The sequence below is a fragment of the Fulvimarina thalattae genome, from assembly GCF_040239565.1.
In the GTDB taxonomy this organism is placed as follows: domain Bacteria; phylum Pseudomonadota; class Alphaproteobacteria; order Rhizobiales; family Rhizobiaceae; genus Fulvimarina.
In genome coordinates this window covers 96,477-118,533 of sequence record NZ_JBEHWS010000003.1, presented here as the reverse complement: position 1 = coordinate 118,533, position 22,057 = coordinate 96,477, and the positions used below count along the sequence as shown (strand labels likewise).

Below are 22,057 nucleotides of genomic sequence, written 5' to 3'. Positions count from 1 at the left end.
CTCTAAATGAGAGATAGCTGGACACCGGCGCCGCGCGGTGCAGTGAACAGATCCGTCCTGAGGGACTGGCGATTCTGATTGAGGCCGAGCCGTTTGGCCGCGAGATCGAAGCGTCGCTTGATCTGATGGGCATAGGGCCCCGTGCCCCGCATCCGCTTGCCCCATTCCGCGTCGTAGTCCTTGCCGTCGCGCATCGAGCGCAGGAGCGAGAGGACATGCCGATATCGGTCGGGATAGTGCCGCAGGAGCCAATCCTTGAATATCTGCGAGACTTCCAAAGGCAGGCGCAGGAGGACATAGCCGGCTTCTTTCGCTCCGGCAGTCGCAGCAGCCTCCAGCAGGCGCTCGATTTCCGAGTCGTTGAGGCCTGGAATGATCGGCGCGGTCATCGCCATGGTCGGTATACCCGCTTCGTTCAGCGTGCGGATCGCATCGAGCCGCTTCTGCGGCGTCGAAGCGCGCGGCTCCATGGTGCGGGCGAGCTTGCGGTCCATCGTCGTCACCGACAGGGCGACACGGGCGAGACCCTTGTCGGCCATGCGAGAGAGGATGTCGATGTCGCGCAGGACGAGCGCCGACTTGGTGACGATGCCGACCGGATGGTTCGCAGCCTCCAGAACCTCCAGGATCTCGCGCATCAGGCCGTAGCGCTTTTCAATCGGCTGGTAGGGATCGGTGTTCGTGCCGATCGCGATCGAGCGAACATCGTATCCCGGCCGTGAGAGTTCGCGCTCCAGAAGCTGGGCGGCATTCGGCTTGACGAAGAGCTTGGACTCGAAATCGACGCCGGCCGATAGGCCCATATAGGAATGACTTGGCCGGGCGAAGCAGTAGACGCAGCCGTGCTCGCAGCCCCGATATGGATTGACCGAGCGATCGAAGGAGATGTCGGGCGAGGTATTGCGCGTGATGATCGTGCGCGGCTTTTCCACCTGAACGTCGGTCTTGAAGGCTGGGAGATTTTCCAGCGTATCCCAGCCATCGTCAAAGGCATCGCGGGCGAACGGCTCATACCGTCCGCTGGGATTGATGCCGGCACCGCGGCCGCGGCGCCGAGACGGGCCGATCCGTCTGCCACCCTCGTCGATGATCCGGTTGGCGATGTCGACGCCCAGCGAAGCATCGAAGGCGGCGCGGTCCGCAGCTGCAATATCAAACATGACAGGTCCTCGAACAATGCGTGAACAAGTGAACAAATGCTTTACAGCTAAAATGAGAACAAGACAAGAACATTTGAAGAGGCTTGCCTATCACAGGCTTGCGATCCTACATGTCTGGGCATGCTGACCATCTACATGGACTGCGGTTCCAACGACCGCCATCTCGCCCTGACGCTTTCCGAGCTGATTTCCGGCTCCATCGAAGGCGTGGTCAAGAACGTGGTTCTGATCGATCGCGGCATGACGGACGACACACGCTCGGTCGCCGATCAATGCGGCTGCCGTGTCATCGCGCCGGACGATCTGGAGACGACGATCAAGCAGGACCGGGCCGAATGGCTGCTCTGGCTGGAAAAAGGTAGCCGTCCGACGACCGGATGGACGAACGAAATCATCGAGCATATCGGCAACGGCAACGGGCCATCGGGTGGCCCGCAGGCGGCTCGCTTTCGGACCGCCAAGCGTGATCGAGCCGGGTTCCTGTCCAGATTGACGCAACGCCGAAGCGCGCTTGCGGATGGCCTGCTTCTGAAGAAGGCGCAGGCGATCGGCTTGATCAAGCAGCGCGGAGAAGCGCCCTTGTCGGAACTCGCTAAGGGGCTGGCTGCAAAGCGGCTTGATACGGAGCTTCGGCCCGCGACCGCTGCGGGCTAGACCGAGCGTCCGCCCCGGCGCAGATGTTCGTCGAGACGCGGCATGATTTCCACGAAGTTGCACGGCTTGTGACGGTAGTCGAGCTGAGGCTTGAGGATGTGATTCCAGGCATCGGCGCAGGCGCCGGGAGAACCGGGCAGCACGAAGACGAAGGTCTTGCCGATAAGGCCGGCGGTTGCGCGCGACTGAATGGTGGAAACGCCGATTTTGTCGAAAGAGATGCGGTGGAAGACGCTGGAAAAGCCCTCCATACGCTTGTCGAACATCGGCTCCAGAGCATCGGGCGTCACGTCGCGGCCGGTGAAGCCCGTGCCGCCGGTGGTGATGACGACGTCGACGCTATCGTCCTCCACCCAGGCTTTGACCGTTTCGGCGATGGCCGCTCGCTCGTCACGGACGATCCTGCGATCCGCAAGCTTATGGCCTGCCTCTTCGATCCGGCCTGCTAGGCGATTGCCGGATTTGTCCTCGGCTTCGGAGCGCGTGTCGGACACGGTGAGGATCGCGATCGACAGAGAAATGAAGGAGCGGTCGGAATCCGATTGATCGATGGTGGGCGGCATGGCTCGATTCACTCCCCAGGTCTCTGCGGTCGCCTCATGATAACCGAACTGTCGGCGAAGGCGCGCGTTCCACCGATCGCGCTAAAGGAATTGCTCGGTCAGGCGCTTGCAATCCACCAATTCGGCCGAGCCTCAGCTATGGATTCTGCGCCGCGCTTTGCATGATCGGCACCCTCATAAAGGGCGAAGACGGTCGATCCGGATCCCGACATGCGGACAAAGTCGGCACCTGTGGCCGCGAGCTGCTCAAGAGCATCGCCGATCGCCGGTTCGATTGCGGTCGCTGTTTCCTGAAGATCGTTACGGGTCTCATCGAGCCAGACAAAGAGGTCTTCTCTCGACTTGAAACCGCCTTCGGGCAGGGAGGGTAGCGGCAGGTTCTCGCGATTCTGCAACGCCTTGAAGACCGCCGGCGTCGAGACCGGCTTGCCCGGATTGACGAGCACCATCGAGGGCATCGAGCCGATCTCGATTGGATCGAGTTTTTCGCCAATGCCCCGAGCGATGAGCGGTCTTCCGATCATGCACATCGGCACGTCGGCCCCGAGTTCGGCAGCTCGCTTCCCCAGATTTTCAGGCAAGTCTGCAGACAAAGAGCCGAGCCTGCGCAGGAGTGCCGCCGCATCGGCCGAGCCACCGCCGATGCCGGCGCCGTGCGGCAAGGCCTTGGTGAGTCTGATGAGAAGCGGCGGGATTTCGAAGCTAAGGCGAGACGCTTCCTCGCGAGCGAGGGAAAGCGCTTTCAGGACGATATTGCGATCATTTGTCGGCACGCCGGCCGCAAATGGGCCGTCGACGACGAGTCTGTCTTCGGCAGCCGGCTCGATCGCCAGACGATCTGCCACGCGATCGGCGAAGACCGCGAGGCTTTCGAGAAGATGATAGCCGTCGCCTCGCCGGCCCACGACGTGCAGGGCGAGATTGATCTTGGCAGGCGCGGCGATTTCGCCTTCGAACGGGTTGTTGTTCAAAGCCCGGTCAGTTGGTCTGCTCGTTGTCAGCGGGAGCCGGTTTGGAGGCCGGCTCTGTTCTCTTCTCCTCGGCCGCTTCGAACGCAGCTTTCTCAGGCTTTGTCTCGGCCTCGTTCGCGCCTGTCTGCTGCGGCTGATCCTCGCCCGACGTGCCGCCTTCGTCGGTTACAGCGTCGAGCCCACCTTCGAGCTTGGCCTCGATCCGCTCGATCGCGTCCGGCTCGGGCTTGGGATCGCCGTTGAGGGCGCGCTCCCACTGGAAGCGGGCCTCACGTTCACGTCCAACATGCCAATAGGCATCGCCAAGGTGATCGTTGATCGTCGGGTCGGTCGGGGTCAGCAGGATCGCGCGTTCCAGTTCGTCGACAGCTTCTTCGTAGCGGCCGAGGCGGTAATAGGCCCAGCCGAGCGAATCGATGATGTAGCCATCGTTCGGGCGCAGTTCGACGGCCTTGCGGATCATGTCGAGCCCTTCTTCCAGGTGCTCGTTCTTGTCGACCCAGGAATAGCCGAGATAGTTCAGAACCTGCGGCTGATCGGGCGACAGATCGAGCGCCTTTTTGAAGTCGGCTTCGGCCTTGTCCCAGATTCCGCGGCGTTCGAAGGAGATGCCGCGCTGGTAGAAAAGATTCCAGTCGCGTTCGTCGATCGGTTCGGCAAGCTTGATCGCGGTGTTGAGCGCGGCCGTGACGTCCTCATATTTCTTGTCGGCGGCGAGAACGTCGGCGAGTGCGGTATAGGCCTGAATGTCGTCCGGATAGGTCTCGGTGGCCCGGCGCAGGTGCTCAATCGCTTCGCCCTTGCGCTCGGCATACCAGTAGTCGAGGCCGATCTGGAGGTCAGCGGTGCGCCGATACGCCGAGCTTTCCGGAATCTCCCGATAATAGGCGATCGCGCGATCATACTGCTCGCCAGCTTCGGCGATGCTGGCGAGCGCCGTCAGGATGCCGGGATTGCGCGGTTCGAGAACGTGGGCGAGCTGGAAATAGAGAAGAGCGACCTCCTGACCGTCGCCGCGATTGATCGTCTGGCCGAGAATGCGCAGAGCCTCCGCGCTGCCTTCCTGAACGTTTGCGATCGAGGGCTCGATCGTCTCCTCGCGCTCGATCCGGTCCTTCAGTCCACGAAGGGGATCGTAATTCGGGGCAAGATCGAGACCCTTGTCGAGCGCCGCAAGCGCTGCTTCCTGATTTCCGGCGCGTGCTTCGACCCGGGCAAGGCTCTCTGCGGCGGAAAGATAGGCGTCCGGTGAAGAGCGTGCGAGGGCAGGCTGATCGACAAGCTGCCCATAGGACCGGCGCGCCACCTTTTCACGACCGGCGACCTCAGCCATCAGGCCTTTCTGATAGAAATTGAAGGTTTCGTACCAGGGCGCCTCTTCGAGATCGTCGATGCGCAGAAGAGCTTCGTCGACACGACCAGCGCCGAGTTCCGCCCAGGCAGTCAGTTCGCCGAGGAGAAGCAGGTCGAGATCGGACGGATCGACGATATCGAATTCTGCGATCGCGCGATCGAACTGGCCCTTGCGCAAGGCGTCGATACCGAGCGCGATGCGAGCGATCTTTCCGCTCGTCGGGCTGTCGCGAAGATCGGTCGCAAGATCGATCGCGTCGTCGAATCGCCCACCCGCGAGATAAGCCAGCATCGCATCCTGACGCAGAAGCTCGGAGTCCCGATCGAGACGCAGGGCCTGATCGAAAAAGATCGTCGCTTCCTCCAGTTCGCCGGTCTGCTGGGCCTGCTTTGCCGCGAGATACGCGCCTGATAGCGATTGCGCGGCGAGCGGTGGCACGCCCGGCAGGTCGTTCTCGGCTTGCTCCTGCGCTGCGGATGGCAGAGCGGAGAGACCGAAAGCAAGCGCTGCGGTGGCGGACAAGTGGGAAAGGCGTTTCAAGAACACGGGGGGTGGTCCCTTTTCTTCCGGCCTCTGATGCCTTGACATCCGACGGGATGTCCGAACGAGCCGTTGCAGGCGGCGACAGGACGACAAGCAGGGCAAAAATGCAAGTTCATATCGTTACGGCGCATATGCACTGTGACAATGACCGTATTGGGACGAAAGTCGTTACCCGGGATAAACGAAGGCGGTATGCATCGAACGCGGTTACCGGATGCGGGCAATGCAGAATTCAACGACATCGAGTAGAGCGTCGCGGGCGAGGGACGGCGGCAGACTTTCGGCGGCATCATACGCGTCCGCGCCATAGGCTCGCGCCCTGTCGATGGTGGCTTTCAGGGTTCCGTGACGATCGATGAGATCGACGGCCTTGGCGAGGGCGATGTCGTCGTTACGGCCTTCTTCCATGGCCGAGCGCCAGAACGCTTTTTCTTCCTCGTTTCCGGCCTGATAGGCGAGGATGACGGGAAGGGTGATCTTGCCTTCACGAAAATCATCGCCGGTGTTCTTGCCGAGATCTGCGGCGACGCCGCCATAGTCGAGCACGTCGTCGATCAGCTGGAACGAGATGCCGAGGCTGCGGCCATAGCGGCGCATCGCCTCACGTGCCGCCATATCCTTGCCGGCGATGACCGGACCGACCTCGGCTGCAGCTGCAAAGAGCGCGGCCGTCTTGGCATCGACGACGGCGAGATAATCTTCTTCCTTCGTCGTCATCCGCTTGGCAGCGGCCAGCTGCCAGACCTCGCCTTCGGCGATCACGGCCGAAGCATCGGAGAGGATGGAGAGCGCCGTCATCGAGCCGACATCGACCATCATCTTGAAGGCCTGGCCGAGAAGATAATCACCGACGAGGACGCTTGCCTGGTTGCCCCAGATCGTGCGCGCCGTGCTCTTGCCACGGCGAAGGTCGCTCTCGTCCACCACATCGTCGTGGAGGAGCGTTGCGGTGTGCATGAATTCCACACTGGCCGCGAGCTTCACATGGGAGTCGCCTCCATCATAGCCGTGCGCGATGGCCGAAGCGATCGTCAGCATGGGGCGCAGGCGCTTGCCGCCGGACGAAATCAGATGGTTCGCAATTTCCGGAATCAGCTCGACCCGCGAGCCGGCCATTGAGAGGATCAGGTCGTTGACGCGCGCCATGTCGCGCTGGGTGACCGATACGATCGTGTCGATCGTCGGGCGGGCTTGCGTGTGCTCGACGCGGTTCGCAGCAACCACTCTCTCACTCCAATCGATCGCAGGGTTCGAGGTGGATCGGTTGCCAACCTTCGAAGCTCTGGTGTTCATCCTAGTGCGGAACCACCTTTACGCCAGCCCGGCGGATGGTTCTACAGGGTTCGGGTCGCACTTGCATTTCCCCGGACTTGCCCGTCAACATGGATATCGTCCGTAAGGCAAAAAACGGGTAAGGGCGTTATCCGCGCTCTTTGGACACGGGGTAGATGGGACGAAACTGCATGAAGGAACTGATGCGCTCCAATGACGCGGTCCTGATTTCGTTCGTCGATGCGCTTCTCAAAGAGGCAAATATCCCGCATTTCGTGGCCGACCAGCATATGAGTATTCTCGACGGATCCATCGGTGCTTTACCGCGGAGGGTCATGGTCGAGGCCGACGAGCTGGAGAAGGCGCGACGCCTGATGCGCGATTCCGAGCTCGGCCATGAACTTTCGACCGGAGCCTGACGGCGAAGCAGTCATCGCCGACGCGCCCGAAACGAGGACCGACGCGTTCTACAAAGGGCGGTTCCATCTCGTGCAGCCAAGGCGTACCGGCTATCGCTCCGGCCTCGACGCCTTGCTTCTGGCCGCGACCGTTGGCGAAGGGGCGACCGGCGATTTGCTGGATATCGGAGCCGGCGCCGGTGCGGTCGGGTTCGCGGCTGCGGCTCGGGCGCCAAAGCTTCGGGTGACTCTGATCGAGAACGAGCCTTTCATGGCAGCCTGCGCGCGCGCGGGTCTCGACCATGATGGCAATGCCGCCTTCGCCGGTCGTGTTTCCGTTTTGGAGACGGACATTTTCTCATTCGGACAACGACGACTTGAGGTAGAAAGGGGCATTCGGCTCGCCAATTTCGTCGTGACAAACCCGCCGTTCTACCTGCCGGGGCAGCGACCTTCGCCCGATCCGATTCGCGCCGCCGCCATGAACGCACCGAGCGAGGATTTTCTCGCGCGATGGATGAAGGCGAGCCTTGCTCTTCTCAAAGACGGCGGGCGGTTCGCGGCAGTCCTGCCGCCGGCGGCCTTGCCGGCCTGCCTCCCTGTTCTGTCCGGGCGCATCGGCGGACCGGCTATAACGCCGATCCACGGCCATCCTGGCGAAGCAGCGACCCGGCTGATCCTAACCTGGCGCAAGGGGTACAAGGACGACTTGTCTTTTCTTCCCTTACGTTACCTCTTCGATGAGGGCGGCGAGACAAGCAATTTCTCGCGCCGCGTTTCCGAAGGGCTCGCTCATTTTGGCTGGCCGAAACAGCGTGGGCGTCAACGAAGCTGTGACAAGTCGAGCGAGCCGGACCTGCGTCAAGATCGTTTACGCGAATGACTGCGTTCGCGAGGTCGCCGAGCAATGGATCGAGGCTGATGAGAACGGCACCGTCTCGAGAGCGATGCGGTTCTTCCGCAATGGCGATGTACCCGGTGCCTCGGCGGATGGAGATTATGCCGGCTTCGAGTGTCCGTCGCGAGTGCCGGGGCCGATCGAACCAGCCACGGTGCAGGGTCGTCTTTCTATCGAACCGATCGGCAATGCTCTCTTCGGCGACGTCTGGCGAAGGCTAGTTCAGAGTCCGCGGCTGAAGGCCTGAACTCGTATCTTTCAAAGGAAGCGGCGGGTGCCAAAACACCCGCCGCTCTTGATGTTCGAAGGTTCTCTCCAGTGGGAGCCGCCTATTCGGCCGGCTGCGTATCGCTGGAACCGGCGCCCTTGTATTTCTTGATCTCACCGGTCTTCAGCCGCGACCAGTAGGAGTTGAGCTCCTTCTTGACGATCGGCATCAGCACGTAGAGCGCAGTGATATTGACGACCGCCATCGCGAAGATTGCGGCGTCAGAGAAGTCGATGACGGGCCCGAGGCTCGCTGCCGCTCCGATCACGACGAAGATGCAGAAGATTACCTTGAAGGTGATTTCCTTCGTCTTGCCTTCACCGAACAGGTAGGTCCACGCTTTCAGGCCGTAATAGGACCAGGAGAGCATGGTCGAGAAGGCGAACAGGATCACCGCGATCGCAAGCACGATGGGGAACCAGGAGAACGCCGTCGCGAAGGCCGCCGAGGTGAGGGCGACGCCCGATGTATCTCCCACCGTCTGGATGGTCTGGCCATCGTCGTTGAGGAGGAACATCCCGTTCTGATCGGTGATCAGCTGGTCGGAGATGATGATGACGAGGGCTGTCATCGTGCAGATCACGACCGTATCGATGAATGGCTCCAGGAGCGAAACGAAGCCCTCGGTGATCGGCTCCTTGGTCTTGACCGCCGAGTGGGCGATCGCCGCAGAACCAACGCCGGCCTCATTCGAGAAGGCCGCGCGCTTGAAGCCCTGGATCAGCGCGCCGACGAGGCCACCCGCGACGCCGAGACCGGTGAATGCGCCCTCGAATATCCGGCCGAAGGCGGTTCCGATCTGATCGAAATTCGCAAGAATGATGATCAGGGCGGCAATGACGTAGAAGACGCCCATGAAGGGCACGATCTTCTCCGTGACGCGCGCGATCGACTTAATGCCGCCGACGATGACGGCGAAGACGACAGCGGCGAAGATGACACCGGTGATCCAGCCCGGAAAATCTCCGAAAATGTTGGCAAGCTGTGCATGGGCCTGATTGGCCTGGAACATGTTGCCGCCGCCGAGCGCGCCGAGAATGCAGAAGACGGCGAAGAGAACGGCGAGGAACTTACCGCCGGGTTTGCCGCGCTCGGCAAAGCCCTTCTGCATGTAATACATGGGGCCGCCGGAGACGGTGCCGTTGGAGTATTCGTTTCGGTATTTCACGCCGAGCGTGCACTCGGTGAATTTCGATGCCATGCCCATCAGGCCGGCAAGAATCATCCAGAAGGTCGCGCCGGGTCCGCCGATGCCGATGGCAACGGCGACGCCCGCGATATTGCCGAGTCCGACCGTGCCGGACAGTGCCGTCGCGAGCGCCTGGAAGTGGCTGACCTCACCGGCATCGTTGGGATCGGAATAGTCGCCCTTCACCAGCTGGATCGCGTGCTTGAAGGCGCGGAACTGGATGAAGCCGAAATAGAACGTGAAAATCGTCGCGCCCACGACCAGCCACAAGACGATCCACGGAAAGGACGTGCCCGGCAGTGGGGCGAAGATGAGATTGACGAACCAGCCGGTCGCGAGCCCGAAGGCGTTGTTGACCGCCGCGTCGATGCCTGCGCCTTCGGCTCCTTCCTGGGCGAAGGCGGTCACATTCGATGCGAATAGGAGAAGCAGGGCGACAGGTGTGAGAAGCCGTCGTGTCATAGGGCAAATCCTCAGGAAACGATTGTCACGGGCACGCTGGCGGAGGTCGCGAGCTTGACGGAGACGGTGCCGAAGAAGCGCGAGGCGAAGCCGCCTTCGGAGCCGCGGGCGACGATGATCTGTTCGGCGTGGTTTTCGACCGCTACGGAGTTGAGAATCTCAGCGGCATCGCCGTGCCGTACCCTGCACTCGGCCTTGAAACCGTCGGCGACCACCTGCTTCATCATGGGATCAAGAACCCGCGACTTTGCCACGTCGATCTCTTCCTCGCGGCGATTATGACGCTGCTCGTTCTCTTCGGCGCTCTGGAAGGTGTAGGGTGACCACTCGATCACGTATACGAGGAGTAGGGTGCAGTCGCCGATGAGCTTCGATAGCCTCTGACCATGAGCAAGCGCTCTCTTGCTTGCGGCGCTGCCGTCGATCCCGATTACCAATGTCGTCGTCAAGAGAGCTCCTTTCGAGGAAGTATTCGCGCGATTAAACGCTCCCGCGGCGATGACCAGATCGCCAAATTGTGCCTTGAAACGATTGCAGCCTCGCAACCGTCCTGTATTGAAAGTGAAACTCCCGGCTTCTTGAAAGTCGTCGCGCCTGTCGGTCGCGCGGGCGACCAATTCAAACAGCTTTGAATGCACGCCACATTCTTATTTCGCGGCGCACATCGGCTCGATTTACCTCTGCAAGAGAGGTGAACTCTTGAAAGGCCATATTTTCGTCAAATGAATTGGATGCTCAAAATCCGTGCCGGTCAAGCCGGCTAAGAGAGTTTTAGGTCGCAGATACCACTTTTTTTGATAAATCCATCAATTGCGGTGATGAGTCAGAAGCTTTGCATCAGCGCTGGCGCCGGTTAGAGCCGGCCCTGCTGAGAATCGATGCGGCACGCGGACCGTTTCCCTTTGCGAACCGCGCGGCGAATCATACATGCGCCGCAGCGCACAACTCCTCAGAAAAGTGATCGACCGTGGCAAACCCGTTGAAGAAATTCGTCCCAAAACGCTTCCGCAAAGAGAAGATCCAGATCCCGACCGTGCGGCTATCGGGTGCGATCATGGCTTCGGGGGGCGGGATCGGTCGCCAGACGCTCTCGATCGCAGGCGTCGCGCCGATGCTGGAAAAGGCGTTCGGGCATAAGAGCGCGCCGGCGGTCGCGGTGATCGTCAATTCGCCGGGTGGGTCTCCGGTCCAGTCGCGCCTGATTTACCAGCGCATCCGCGATCTGGCCGTGGAGAAAAAGAAGAAAGTGCTGGTCTTCGTGGAGGACGTTGCGGCTTCCGGCGGGTACATGATCGCCTGCGCCGGCGACGAGATCATCGCCGATCCGTCCTCCATCGTCGGCTCGATCGGTGTCGTCTCGGGATCGTTCGGTTTCGTCGAGGCGATCTCCAAGCTCGGCATCGAGCGGCGGGTCCATACCGCGGGCAAGAACAAGGTGACGCTGGATCCATTCCAGCCGGAAAAGCCTGAAGATGTCGAACGGCTGAAGGCGCTCCAACTCGATGTCCACGGCACCTTCATCGATCTCGTGAAGGGAGCGAGGAAAGAGAAGCTCGCCGACAACGACGATCTTTTTACCGGCCTCTTCTGGTCCGGCAGCCGGGCGCTCGATCTCGGACTGGTCGATCGTATTGGCGATCTTCACGGCGTGCTTCGCGAGCTCTACGGCGAAAAAGCCGAGCCGAAACTCTATTCGGCTAAGACGGGCCTGCTGGGTCGGATCAAGCCCGGCGTCGGCCTCTCGGCGCAGTTTCCGGCCTCGGCCGAGGCAATCGGTGCAGGTGCCGTCGACCGTATTTACGCGCTGGCGGAAGAGCGGGCGCTTTGGGGTCGCTTCGGCTTCTGACAAAAATTTCAGACCGCTTTGAACGGATGCGGCGTTCGGTGTGCCCATATAAGTGAAAGAACGCTTGTCGGAGGTTCGGCAAGCGCGCATATTACCGGACCTCGGAACCTGTCACGTGATCGATCTGATGCCCCAGTTTCTTCTTCTTGGCCTCGTAGGGGCCGCCGCGCTTTATGGCTATAAGCAGATGAAGCGCGATGCGGAGCAGCTGTCCGAGCGCAACCGTCGTGCGGAAGCCGAAACGCGCACCGGAGCACAGGGAACGCTGGTGCGGGGACAGGACGGGGTCTACCGGGTGAAGAAAGACTGACCACCCGGTCTGGCAGGTTTTCTGCCGGAATGGTCTTTGCGAGCTCGGTTCTAGCCGGCTGAAGCTTGACCCTCTGCGCCCCCCCGTGGCAACTCGCTTGGCGAACGCGCCGCCCGCACGGGCGTGCACCTAGCCCGACGAAAGCTTGCTCTTCATGTCCGATCTGGCCCCTCACATGGACCCGCGCCGTTCTTTTCAGGCGCTGATCCTGACGCTGCACCGCTATTGGGCCGATTACGGTTGCGTCGTGCTCCAGCCATACGACATGGAGGTTGGGGCCGGCACCTTCCATCCGGCGACCACCCTGCGCGCGCTCGGACCCAAACCCTGGAACGCGGCCTATGTGCAGCCCTCGCGTCGGCCGAAGGACGGGCGATACGGCGAAAATCCGAACCGGCTCCAGCACTATTACCAATATCAGGTGATCCTGAAGCCGAACCCGTCCAACCTTCAGGAACTCTATCTCGGCTCGTTGAAGGCGATCGGGATCGATCCGCTTCTCCACGACATCCGCTTTGTGGAAGACGATTGGGAAAGCCCGACGCTCGGCGCGTGGGGCCTCGGTTGGGAGTGCTGGTGCGACGGGATGGAGGTGTCCCAGTTCACCTATTTCCAGCAGGTCTGCGGCATCGAATGCGCGCCGGTGGCAGGGGAGCTGACCTACGGGCTGGAACGCCTCGCAATGTATGTCCAAAACGTCGACAACGTTTACGACCTCAACTTCAACGGCCGCGAGGGCGCTGAAAAGTTCACCTATGGCGATGTCTTCCTGCAGGCCGAGCAGGAATATTCGCGCTACAATTTCGAGATGGCCGACACCGAAATCCTGCACCGGCATTTTGACGAGGCCGAGCGCCAGTGCGCGGCGATCCTGAAGGCCGGTGCACCGGCCGTGGCTGGCAACGACAACGCTCCGGCCGCGAGCGCGTCGCTCCACAAGTGCGTGCTGCCCGCCTACGATCAGTGCATCAAGGCCTCCCACGCCTTCAACCTGCTCGATGCCCGCGGTGTCATTTCCGTCACCGAGCGCCAGAGCTACATCCTGCGCGTCCGCAACCTTGCCCGCCAATGCGGTGAAGCGTTCCTGATGACGGATGCGGGCGGGGCGAATGTGAAGGCGGGCGAAGCGGCGGCCTGACTACTTTAAAGGAATAGCCTGCCGAGGGCGGCGGTTCTCTGTCTGGCGAGCTCCTGACGCGTCCAATCAAAACCTATCGTTTGTAACATTGACTTCTCCGGCCTTGCGGAAATTTCTCTCCGAACAACGGGAGAATGGCGAACATGCGCTGGCGCGGGCGAAGGCAGTCGAGCAACATTGAAGATCGGCGGGGGCGCGGTGGCGGTTTTTCGCGCGGGAGCGGCGGGCTTCGCATTCCGGTCAAGTCCGGCGGCAGTCTTGTCACGCTGATTGTCGTCGGCGCCATTGCCTGGTTCGTCTTCGGAATCAATCCGCTCGCACTGCTCGGCGGCGATCCGGGCGGGCAGGGCGGCTACGAGACCACCCAGACCGGCGGCGGAGGTGGTGTCGAGTCGACGCCGGGCGAGACGGACGATTTCGTCGCGACGGTTCTCGCCGACACGGAAGATGTCTGGAGCCGGCGCTTCGAGGAGGCCGGCGAGGCATATCCCGAGCCGACACTCGTCCTCTTCAACGATCGCGTCCAGTCGGCCTGCGGCATCGCGGGCTCGGCGACCGGCCCGTTCTACTGCCCGAGCGACCAGCAGCTCTATATTGACCTCACATTCTTCGAGCAGCTTCAGCAGCAGCTCAATGCGCCCGGCGATTTCGCGCAGGCCTATGTGGTGGCGCATGAGGTGGGCCATCACATCCAGAACCTCACCGGCGTTCTCGGCCAGCTGAACGAGGCCCGCCGCACCCTGCCGCAGGACGAGGCGAACGCTCTCTCGGTGCGGGTCGAACTCCAGGCCGACTGCTATGCCGGCATCTGGGCACACGAAACGCGCGCCGCCGGCTATGTGGAGCCCGGAGATATCGACGAGGCGCTGAATGCCGCCTTTCAGATCGGCGACGATACGCTGCAACGTCGTAGCCAGGGTACCGTGGTGCCAGACAGCTTTACCCACGGCACGTCCGAACAGCGGCAGGAATGGTTCCGGCGCGGCTACGAGACGGGTGATTTCGGTGCGTGCGATACGCTGGGGGGACGGCAATAAGCCGTCCAGCTCGGGAAGGAGCGCTTGAGAGAATTCAAAGCGCTCGACTCGCTCCTCAAGCGCTGCGACCGTCCGCTTTGACCTCATTCAAGGTGGCGAGGCGACTCTGCCCGTTTTGGATCCCGTTCGAAATGGCGCTTTTGAGTTCTTCGATCGAGAACGCGCAGGTGTCCGCCGCTTCAGGCGGACTTCGGTCTGCCCTTCTGCCGGTCGTGCCATGACCTCCTCCAAACATGGATTCGAAGTGGAGGATCGGCATATCGGCACGGCAAGCCGGACTTCGCACACTGAAGCATAGCGCTGGCGCTTGCATTCCCTCGGGCGGCATGGTGCAAGGCGGCGGACTCAACGAAATCGATTTCTGACAATGCCCGACCTTCTTCTCGAACTTCGCTCCGAGGAAATTCCTGCCCGCATGCAGCGCAAGGCGGCGGGGGACCTCAAAAAGCTCGTCACCGATGCGCTGGTGGAGGCGGGGCTCACCTATGAGGGCGCGCGGGAATACTGGACGCCGCGTCGGCTGACGCTCGATGTGCGCGGGTTGGACGCATCGTCCAAGGACGTGAACGAGGAGCGCAAGGGCCCGCGCACCGATGCGCCTGAAAAGGCGATCCAGGGCTTTTTGCGCGGGGCCGGTCTTTCGTCCATTGAGGAAGCCGAGACGCGCACGGACCCGAAGAAGGGCGATTTCTACGTCGCGGTGATCAAGAAGCCCGGCCGGCCGGCCGAGGAGATCATCGCCGAGGCAATGCCCGGCATTATCCGTAATTTTCCATGGCCGAAATCGATGCGCTGGGGCCCGGCCTCGCGCGAACCGGGCTCTTTACGCTGGGTGCGGCCGCTCCAGTCGATCCTCTGCACCTTCGGTCCTGAGACCGAAGAGCCGGTGGTCGTCGACTTCGAGATTTCCGGCATCCGCTCGGGCAACACGACGGCGGGCCATCGCTTCCATGCGCCCGAAAGCTTCTCCGTGCGCCGCTTCGACGACTATGTCGACAAGCTGGAAAAGGCCCACGTCATCCTCGATGCCGAGCGGCGCAAGGACATGATCCGCACCGATGCGGAGAACAGGGCTTTCGCGTTGGGGCTGGAAGTGGTGCCGGACGAGGCGCTGCTCGAAGAGGTGTCCGGTCTGGTCGAATGGCCGGTGGTGCTGATGGGCACGTTCGACGAGGCCTTCCTCGCAATCCCGCCCGAGGTGATCCAGCTCACCATCAAGGTGAACCAGAAGTGCTTTGTGACGCGGCCTGTCGGCGCAGACACCAAGCTGTCCAATCACTTCGTCCTCATCTCGAATATCGAGGCGAGCGATGGCGGGGATGAGATCGCGCGCGGCAATGGCAAGGTGGTCCGGGCGCGGCTTTCCGATGCGCTTTATTTCTGGGAGACAGATCAGGCAGATCTGCCGGATCTGGAGAGCCTCAAGCCCTCGGCCGAGAAATTCGGGCTCGATCTGTCGAAACCGCTCGACCAGCGCATGGCGAAACTCGATGCGCTCGACGTCACCTTCCACGCCAAACTCGGCACGCAGGGCGAGCGCGTCAAGCGCATCGCGGCGCTGGCAGAAGCGATTGCCGGCGAGATTGCGGCTCAGGTCACCGCGAACGGCGTGGCGACCAGCGAAGACACATTCGCGGCGGGCGAGTTGAAGAGCACGGTGCGCCGCGCGGCAGTGCTCTCCAAGGCCGATCTGCCGACGGAAGCCGTTGGCGAATTCCCCGAGCTTCAGGGCCTGATGGGCCGCTATTACGCCCGGCTCCAAGGCGAGCATCAATCGGTGCAGGCGGCGATCGAGGAGCATTACAAGCCCCTCGGCCCCGGCGATCAGGTCCCGCGCGACCCGGTCGCGATCTGCGTCGCGCTGGCGGACAAGTTGGACATGCTGGTGGGCTTCTGGGCGATCGACGAGAAGCCGACGGGGAGCAAGGACCCGTATGCGCTGAGGCGTGCGGCGCTGGGTGTGATCCGGATTTTGGTCGAGAACAGGCTGGTGCTGAATTTCGGAAAGTTCGACGTTCCTGACGATCTCCTCGCCTTCTTCCACGACCGTCTGAAGGTTCAGCTCCGCGATTCCGGCGCGCGGCATGATCTCGTTGACGCAGTCCTCTCGGGCTCTGGCGAACAGGCCAACGATGACCTTCTCGACATCACGCGCCGCGTCGAGGCGCTGGGCCAGTTCCTCGGCACCGAGGACGGGCAGAACCTTCTCGCCGGCTATCGGCGTGCGGCGAATATCCTCGCCGCCGAGGAGAAGAAGGGCACCACGATCGGCGCTGACGTCGATGCCGACCTGATCGCCGCCAAGGGCGAGCAGGAGGAAAAGGTGCTCGCCGGAGCGATCGATCGCGCCGAGATCGAGGTCGCCGAGGCGCTCGAAACCCGCGACTATGGACAGGCCATGGCCGGACTTTCGAAGCTGCGTGCGCCGGTGGACGCCTTCTTCGACAAGGTGCTCGTCAACGCCGAGGACGAGATTGTCCGCGCCAACCGCCTCGCGCTCCTCGCCCGCATCCGCGCGGCCTGTGAGAAGGTGGCCGATTTCTCGAAGATTTCCGGGTAGGCGTAAGACCCCGCCCCGATCTCCGTCATGCTCGGCCGCCGTGCCGAGCATCCAGGGATTCTCACGGCGTCTTCATCTGAGAACCGTCGGCATTCCGTTTTGCCGCACAAACGCTTGGATCCCAGTGGCGGAGCCCGAGGGTGACGGGCCGAGGGCGTTCCCGTATCGAGGGGCATCGGCCCATTGCGCCTCGGTTTCCGCGCACAGGCCTCCCAAGCTTCCCCGATCAAATCAACCGTCGTAACCAATCCGCCACAGTGCTGCGCGGCTGCCACACAAAAGCGCCGTCATAAGATTTCGTTGAGGATCGTTTCCTAGACCTTTCCACAAATTGAGCGCGTTAACCACCGTTTAACCAAATCCCTGCGATGGTCGTTTTGAACTTGAATGCAGAGGTTTTGGTAACCGATGGCCAAGCATGTCGCGGTACTGATGGGCGGTTTATCCTCCGAGCGGCCGGTGAGCCTGCGCTCGGGCGAGGCTTGCGCGGAAGCGCTCGAAGGCGAGGGCTTTCAGGTCTCGCGCGTCGATGTCGATCGGTCGGTCGCCGAAACGCTGGCGAACCTGAAGCCGGATGTCGCCTTGAACGCCCTGCACGGGCCTTACGGCGAGGACGGCCGCATCCAGGGCATCCTCGAATATCTCGAAATTCCCTACACCCATTCCGGCGTGACCGCGTCGGCTCTGGCGATGAACAAGCTGCTCGCCAAGACCGTCGCGATGACGGCCGGCGTGCCGGTCGCCAAGGGCAAGGTGGTCAAGCGCCAGGACATTACCGAGAAGCATCCGTTCAGCCCGCCCTACGTGATCAAGCCGATCGCGGAAGGGTCGAGCTTCGGTGTCATCATCGTGCGCGAGAACCAGTCGCACCCGCCGCAGTCACTCTCCTCGTCCGAATGGGTCTTCGGCGACGACCTTCTCATCGAGCAGTTCGTCCACGGGCGCGAGCTCACCTGCGCCGTGATGGGAGACGTCGCGCTCGATGTCTGCGAGATCACGACGGAAGGCCACGCCTTCTATGACTATGATTCCAAATATTCCGACGGCGGTTCGATCCATATCGTGCCGGCCGATATTCCGGGTGATGTCGCCCGCAAGATTCAGGAATGGTCTCTGCTTGCCCATCGCGCGATGGGCTGCCGGGGCGTGACACGCTCCGACTTCCGTTATGACGACCGCTTCGGCAAGGGCGGCGAGATCGCCTGGCTGGAGATCAACACCCAGCCCGGCATGACGCCTGTCTCGCTGGTGCCCGACATCGCCTCGAAATCCGGCCATAGCTTCGCCGATCTCGTCCGCTGGATGGTGGAGGACGCGTCATGCGAGAGGTAAGGCGCACGCTCAACCCGATCGGGTCGGTTCTCGCTCTGGCACGTCGTTCGTCGGCGCGGATCGAGCAGTTCGCGGGCCGGATGGCCGAGCTGCGGCTGCCGCGCTTTGGCTATGTCGCCGGCGGTCTTGTCGCCGGTTCGATCACCTACGGTATCGTTCTGGGTGGTCACACCACGGCGGTGATCGACGGTTTCGCGATCCCGCTTGGTTTTTCGATCGAGACGATCGAAGTCTCCGGCAATACCGAAACCTCCGAGATCGATATTCTGCAGGCTCTTTGGGGCACCGGCGCGCAGACGCTGGTCAGTCTCGACCCGGCTCTCGCACAGGAGAGCATCGAGGCGATGCCCTGGATCGAGCGTGCATCGGTTTCGAAATACTACCCGAACCGGATCGGCATCGAGCTGATCGAGCACCGCCCCTACGCGGTCTGGCAGAGAGGCGAAAGCTTCACGATCGTCGACCGGGAAGGCACCGCCATCGTGCCTTTCGCACCGGGTCGTTTCGACATTCTCCCCGTCGTCGTAGGCGAGGGGGCGCCGACCGCCGCAGCGCGAATTCTTGATGAAATGGAAGAGTTTCCCGAGCTTCGCGCAAGCGTAAAAGCCTACGTTAGGGTCGGGGACCGGCGATGGGATCTTGCCCTCGATAATGGGGTGACGATCCGCCTGCCGGAGAAAGAGCCGATCGCGGCACTGGCGGAGGTCGCGCGTATGGATCGAGAGCAAAACTTGCTGGGCCGCGACATTCTTGCCGTCGATATGCGGGTCGCGGACCGCGTCGTCGTCAAACTGACGCCGGAGGCGCTGGAGCGCCGGGACGCTGCGCTGAAAGAGCGCAAGAAGATCCTCAAGCAGCGGTCGAAGGGCTAAAGGGTTATGAGTTTCCTCTTCCGCAAACAATCAGACGTGCCGCGCATGAAGCCTTTGTCTTCGCGGCGCACGCAGATCGTCTCCGTTCTCGACATCGGCTCGGAGAAGATGTCGTGCATGATCGGCAAGCTGCGCCCGCGCCCGGAAGGCGAGGTGCTGCGCGACCGGAGCCACACGATCGAGGTGCTTGGCGTCGGCCATCAGCGCTCGCGCGGTGTCAAATCCGGCAATGTCATCGATATCGAGGCCGCTGCGAAGGCGATCCGCGCAACGGTGGACGCAGCCGAAGCTTCGGCTGGTCTTTCGGTCGGCTCGCTGATCGTCTCGCTGACTGCTGGCCGGCTCAAGAGCTATCGCGGCAGCGCGACGCTCGATCCGCTTGCGGCGATCACCCAGTCAGATGTCGATTTCGTCGAATCCCAGGCCGCGCGCATTCAGTTCGAGCCGACGCGCCTCGCGCTTCATTCCGTGCCGTTCGATCTCGCGATCGACGGTGAGGGCGGCGTCGAAAATCCGGTCGGCATGACGGCGGGAACGCTGAGCGCCGACATGCATATTCTGACCGCCGAAGAGGCACCGCTCCGCAATCTCGAAGCCGCGCTCAACGAAGCGCATATCGAGGTCGAAGCTTTCGTCGCGACGCCATACGCCAGTGCACTTGCAACGCTCGTCGAGGACGAGGCCGCGATGGGTTCGGCCGCGATCGACATGGGTTCGGGCACGACGACGATCGCGATCTTCCACAATGGCCGTTTCGTCTATGCAGATCAGGTGGCGATCGGCGGCAGCCATATCACGATGGATATCGCACGGGGCCTTTCGATCCATCCCGCGGATGCCGAGCGGCTGAAGGTCGTCAATGCATCGACCCTTCCGCAGCTGGCGGACGAAGACGATGTCATCACCATTCCCTCGCTCGGCGAGGAAGGCAACGATGAGACCGTCACCGTCACGCGGGCGACGCTCTCGAAGATCGTCCGGCCGCGCGTCGAGGAAATCCTCGAACTCGTCCGCGACCGTCTGAACGCCTCCAATCTCGGCCATGTCATCGGCAAGCGCGTCGTCCTCACCGGCGGTGCGAGCCAGCTATCCGGTCTGCCTGACACGGCCCGGGCCATTCTTCAGCGCAATGTCCGCCTCGGCCGCCCCGTCGGCGTCGCCGGGCTGACGACCGCGCACAAATCGCCTGCGTTCTCGGCGGCCGTCGGCCTGCTGATCTATCCGCAGGTGGTGCATCGCGAGACCGTCGCGACGACATCGATCGCCGCCCGCATGTTCGACCAGTCGACCAAGGCGGGCCGATTTGGAACCTGGCTGAGACGAAGCATCTGAACACCGCCGGTTCGGCCCGAGGCGGCGGACCGGCACCTTGAAGAAGAAACGGCGCGTGCCGCGCGTCGCCCGAGACCAAGAAGCATCATCCGGCCGCGCGGCAAGAACGGCCTTTGGAACCTGGAGAGAGGATCAAGGCAATGAGCATCACCCTCAACAAGCCCGATATCACCGAGCTCAAGCCCCGCATCACCGTCTTCGGTGTCGGCGGCGGTGGCTGCAATGCCGTCAACAACATGATCAGCGCGGGGCTCGAGGGCGTCGAATTCGTCATCGCGAATACCGATGCGCAGGCGCTCCGTTCCTCCAGGGCCGAACGCGTCGTGCAGATGGGCGTCGCGGTCACCGAAGGTCTAGGCGCGGGCTCGCAGCCTGAAGTTGGCCGTGCGGCCGCCGAAGAATCGATCGATGAAATCTGCGATCACCTGCTCGGCTCGCACATGTGCTTCGTCACCGCCGGCATGGGCGGCGGCACCGGCACGGGCGCTGCTCCGGTCGTTGCCAAGGCGGCTCGTGAGAAGGGCATCCTCACGGTCGGCGTCGTCACCAAGCCGTTCCACTTCGAAGGTCAGCGCCGCCTGCGCATCGCCGATCAGGGCATCGAAGACCTTCAGAAGAATGTCGACACCCTCATCGTCATTCCGAACCAGAACCTGTTCCGGATTGCCAACGACAAGACCACCTTCGCCGATGCCTTCGGCATGGCCGACCAGGTGCTCTATTCGGGTGTCGCCTGCATCACCGACCTCATGGTCAAGGAAGGCCTGATCAACCTCGACTTCGCGGACGTTCGCTCCGTGATGCGCGAGATGGGCAAGGCGATGATGGGCACGGGCGAAGCTTCGGGCGAGGGCCGTGCGCTCGCCGCCGCCGAAGCCGCGATCGCCAACCCGCTGCTCGACGAGACGTCGATGAAGGGCGCCAAGGGCCTCCTTATCTCGATTACCGGCGGCCGCGATCTGACGCTGTTCGAGGTCGACGAGGCGGCAACGCGTATCCGAGAAGAAGTGGATTCCGACGCCAACATCATCCTCGGCGCGACCTTCGACGAGAATCTCGAAGGCGTTATCCGGGTTTCGGTTGTTGCGACTGGTATCGACAAGATTGTCGAGGACAAGCCGATGCTGCGCTCCGAGCCGGCCCAGCGCCCGGCTGCAGCAACGCCTTCGGTTCCGGCAAAGCCGGCACCTGCCGCAGCTCCGGTCGCCGAGAAGAAGCGTGTCGAGGCTCCGGTCGCGGCCGCCCCGGCCCCCAAGCCTGCTGCCCCGGCTCCGCAGCCGCGCGCCAATGGCAATGAAGACCTCGAAATGGACGACGATTTCACGGCCGCTCTCGCGGCCGAGATCGCCCAGGTCGCACCCGAGGCAAGCCGTCAGGCCGGTCCGTCGGCCCAGGCACGCATGCCAAAGATCGAAGACTTCCCCCCGGTGGTGAAGAACGAGATCGAGAACCGTGCAGCCCAGGCCGAATACTCGAATGACGACAAGGGACCGATGGGTCTCCTGCGCCGCCTGACGACGGGTCTGTCCCGCCGCGAAGAGGTCGAGGAGCTCGCAGCGCCCGAGCAGCGCAAGGTCGAAGCATCGAGGCCGGCGGCACCGCAGCCTGCTCCCCGCCGCCAGGCTGTGGAATCCACGGCTCGTCCGGCGCCTCAGCCGCGGTCTCTGGCCGAGGAAGATCATCTTGAGATTCCCGCCTTCCTGAGGCGTCAGGCTAACTAAACACTGCGTCTATTGCAGATTGGACACAGGCCCGTCGGTTTTACCGGCGGGCCTTTTTCGTCGTAAGTTATTGTAAACAAAAGTTTTCTAATCTGACCTGAAGCTTTACCGGTAACACGGAGTAAAGAAGCGTGATTTGGCTATTTGGAAGCCTCATTCTAGGTAATCATTCACGAC

19 protein-coding genes are annotated in these 22,057 nt (G+C 62.2%); 12 read left to right on the top strand and 7 right to left on the bottom strand.

Annotated features, from left to right (window positions below):
- Positions 1 to 2: 2 nt before the first annotated feature.
- On the bottom strand, positions 3 to 1,160 hold the full coding sequence (locus ABRA89_RS05315) for a PA0069 family radical SAM protein (protein ID WP_349940414.1): 1,158 nt from the start codon (positions 1,158 to 1,160) through the stop codon (positions 3 to 5).
- Positions 1,161 to 1,280: 120 nt separating this feature from the next.
- Between ABRA89_RS05315 and ABRA89_RS05310 the strand changes: the two genes are divergently transcribed.
- Entirely contained in the window at positions 1,281 to 1,814 is a 534-nt protein-coding gene (locus ABRA89_RS05310) for a glycosyl transferase family 2 (protein ID WP_349940413.1), read from the top strand.
- Here ABRA89_RS05310 and moaB read toward each other — a convergent pair.
- From moaB to ABRA89_RS05290, 4 genes are all read right to left on the bottom strand, one after another.
- Complete coding sequence (moaB, locus tag ABRA89_RS05305) at positions 1,811 to 2,377, bottom strand: molybdenum cofactor biosynthesis protein B (RefSeq protein WP_349940412.1); 567 nt, start codon at positions 2,375 to 2,377, stop codon at positions 1,811 to 1,813. The two genes, ABRA89_RS05310 and moaB, sit on opposite strands and share 4 nt — an antisense overlap.
- Positions 2,378 to 2,475: 98 nt before the next feature.
- Positions 2,476 to 3,348 (bottom strand): 4-(cytidine 5'-diphospho)-2-C-methyl-D-erythritol kinase, encoded by an 873-nt coding sequence (locus ABRA89_RS05300; protein ID WP_349940411.1) that lies wholly within the window; start codon positions 3,346 to 3,348, stop codon positions 2,476 to 2,478.
- Between the two features lie 7 nt (positions 3,349 to 3,355).
- On the bottom strand, positions 3,356 to 5,248 hold the full coding sequence (locus tag ABRA89_RS05295; RefSeq protein ID WP_349940410.1) for a tetratricopeptide repeat protein: 1,893 nt from the start codon (positions 5,246 to 5,248) through the stop codon (positions 3,356 to 3,358).
- 204 nt (positions 5,249 to 5,452) lie between these two features.
- The gene (locus tag ABRA89_RS05290; protein WP_349940605.1) at positions 5,453 to 6,391 is read right to left on the bottom strand and encodes a polyprenyl synthetase family protein; all 939 of its coding nucleotides are present in this window, start codon (positions 6,389 to 6,391) and stop codon (positions 5,453 to 5,455) included.
- Positions 6,392 to 6,708: 317 nt separating this feature from the next.
- On the opposite strand from ABRA89_RS05290, the gene ABRA89_RS05285 reads away from it, so the two are divergent.
- Both ABRA89_RS05285 and ABRA89_RS05280 read left to right on the top strand, forming a co-directional pair.
- Positions 6,709 to 6,936 carry a putative signal transducing protein gene (locus ABRA89_RS05285; protein ID WP_349940409.1) on the top strand — a complete coding sequence of 76 codons (228 nt, stop codon included), beginning with the start codon at positions 6,709 to 6,711 and terminating at the stop codon, positions 6,934 to 6,936.
- On the top strand, positions 6,914 to 7,798 hold the full coding sequence (locus ABRA89_RS05280; RefSeq protein WP_349940408.1) for a methyltransferase: 885 nt from the start codon (positions 6,914 to 6,916) through the stop codon (positions 7,796 to 7,798). The genes ABRA89_RS05285 and ABRA89_RS05280 overlap by 23 nt, the downstream gene beginning before the upstream one ends.
- 344 nt (positions 7,799 to 8,142) lie before the next feature.
- Here ABRA89_RS05280 and ABRA89_RS05275 read toward each other — a convergent pair whose 3' ends face one another.
- Positions 8,143 to 9,732 (bottom strand): alanine/glycine:cation symporter family protein, encoded by a 1,590-nt coding sequence (locus tag ABRA89_RS05275; protein WP_349940407.1) that lies wholly within the window; start codon positions 9,730 to 9,732, stop codon positions 8,143 to 8,145.
- Positions 9,733 to 9,743: 11 nt separating this feature from the next.
- A complete protein-coding gene (locus ABRA89_RS05270) occupies positions 9,744 to 10,349 on the bottom strand; it encodes a universal stress protein (protein ID WP_349940406.1) in 606 nt (201 codons plus the stop codon).
- 350 nt (positions 10,350 to 10,699) lie between these two features.
- Here ABRA89_RS05270 and ABRA89_RS05265 point away from each other — a divergent pair, with 350 nt between their 5' ends.
- The 9 genes from ABRA89_RS05265 (at position 10,700) to ftsZ (ending at position 21,880) form a co-directional block, all read left to right on the top strand.
- A complete protein-coding gene (locus tag ABRA89_RS05265; RefSeq protein WP_349940405.1) occupies positions 10,700 to 11,578 on the top strand; it encodes a S49 family peptidase in 879 nt (292 codons plus the stop codon).
- Positions 11,579 to 11,705: 127 nt separating this feature from the next.
- Complete coding sequence (locus tag ABRA89_RS05260; protein ID WP_349940404.1) at positions 11,706 to 11,888, top strand: hypothetical protein; 183 nt, start codon at positions 11,706 to 11,708, stop codon at positions 11,886 to 11,888.
- A 154-nt stretch (positions 11,889 to 12,042) separates the two neighbouring features.
- Complete coding sequence (locus ABRA89_RS05255; RefSeq protein WP_349940403.1) at positions 12,043 to 13,026, top strand: glycine--tRNA ligase subunit alpha; 984 nt, start codon at positions 12,043 to 12,045, stop codon at positions 13,024 to 13,026.
- 143 nt (positions 13,027 to 13,169) lie between these two features.
- Entirely contained in the window at positions 13,170 to 14,063 is an 894-nt protein-coding gene (gene ypfJ, locus ABRA89_RS05250; RefSeq protein WP_349940604.1) for a KPN_02809 family neutral zinc metallopeptidase, read from the top strand.
- 367 nt (positions 14,064 to 14,430) lie between these two features.
- Entirely contained in the window at positions 14,431 to 16,623 is a 2,193-nt protein-coding gene (glyS, locus tag ABRA89_RS05245) for a glycine--tRNA ligase subunit beta (protein ID WP_349940402.1), read from the top strand.
- A 408-nt stretch (positions 16,624 to 17,031) separates the two neighbouring features.
- Positions 17,032 to 17,955: a D-alanine--D-alanine ligase gene (locus tag ABRA89_RS05240; protein ID WP_349940401.1), complete on the top strand. Its 924-nt coding sequence runs from the start codon at positions 17,032 to 17,034 to the stop codon at positions 17,953 to 17,955.
- Positions 17,943 to 18,827, top strand: a complete 885-nt coding sequence (locus ABRA89_RS05235) for a cell division protein FtsQ/DivIB (protein ID WP_349940400.1) — start codon at positions 17,943 to 17,945, stop codon at positions 18,825 to 18,827. Before ABRA89_RS05240 ends, ABRA89_RS05235 begins: the two co-directional genes overlap by 13 nt.
- Positions 18,828 to 18,833: 6 nt before the next feature.
- Entirely contained in the window at positions 18,834 to 20,159 is a 1,326-nt protein-coding gene (gene ftsA, locus ABRA89_RS05230; RefSeq protein WP_349940399.1) for a cell division protein FtsA, read from the top strand.
- Between the two features lie 140 nt (positions 20,160 to 20,299).
- Positions 20,300 to 21,880 (top strand): cell division protein FtsZ, encoded by a 1,581-nt coding sequence (gene ftsZ / locus ABRA89_RS05225; RefSeq protein ID WP_349940398.1) that lies wholly within the window; start codon positions 20,300 to 20,302, stop codon positions 21,878 to 21,880.
- Positions 21,881 to 22,057: the final 177 nt, after the last annotated feature.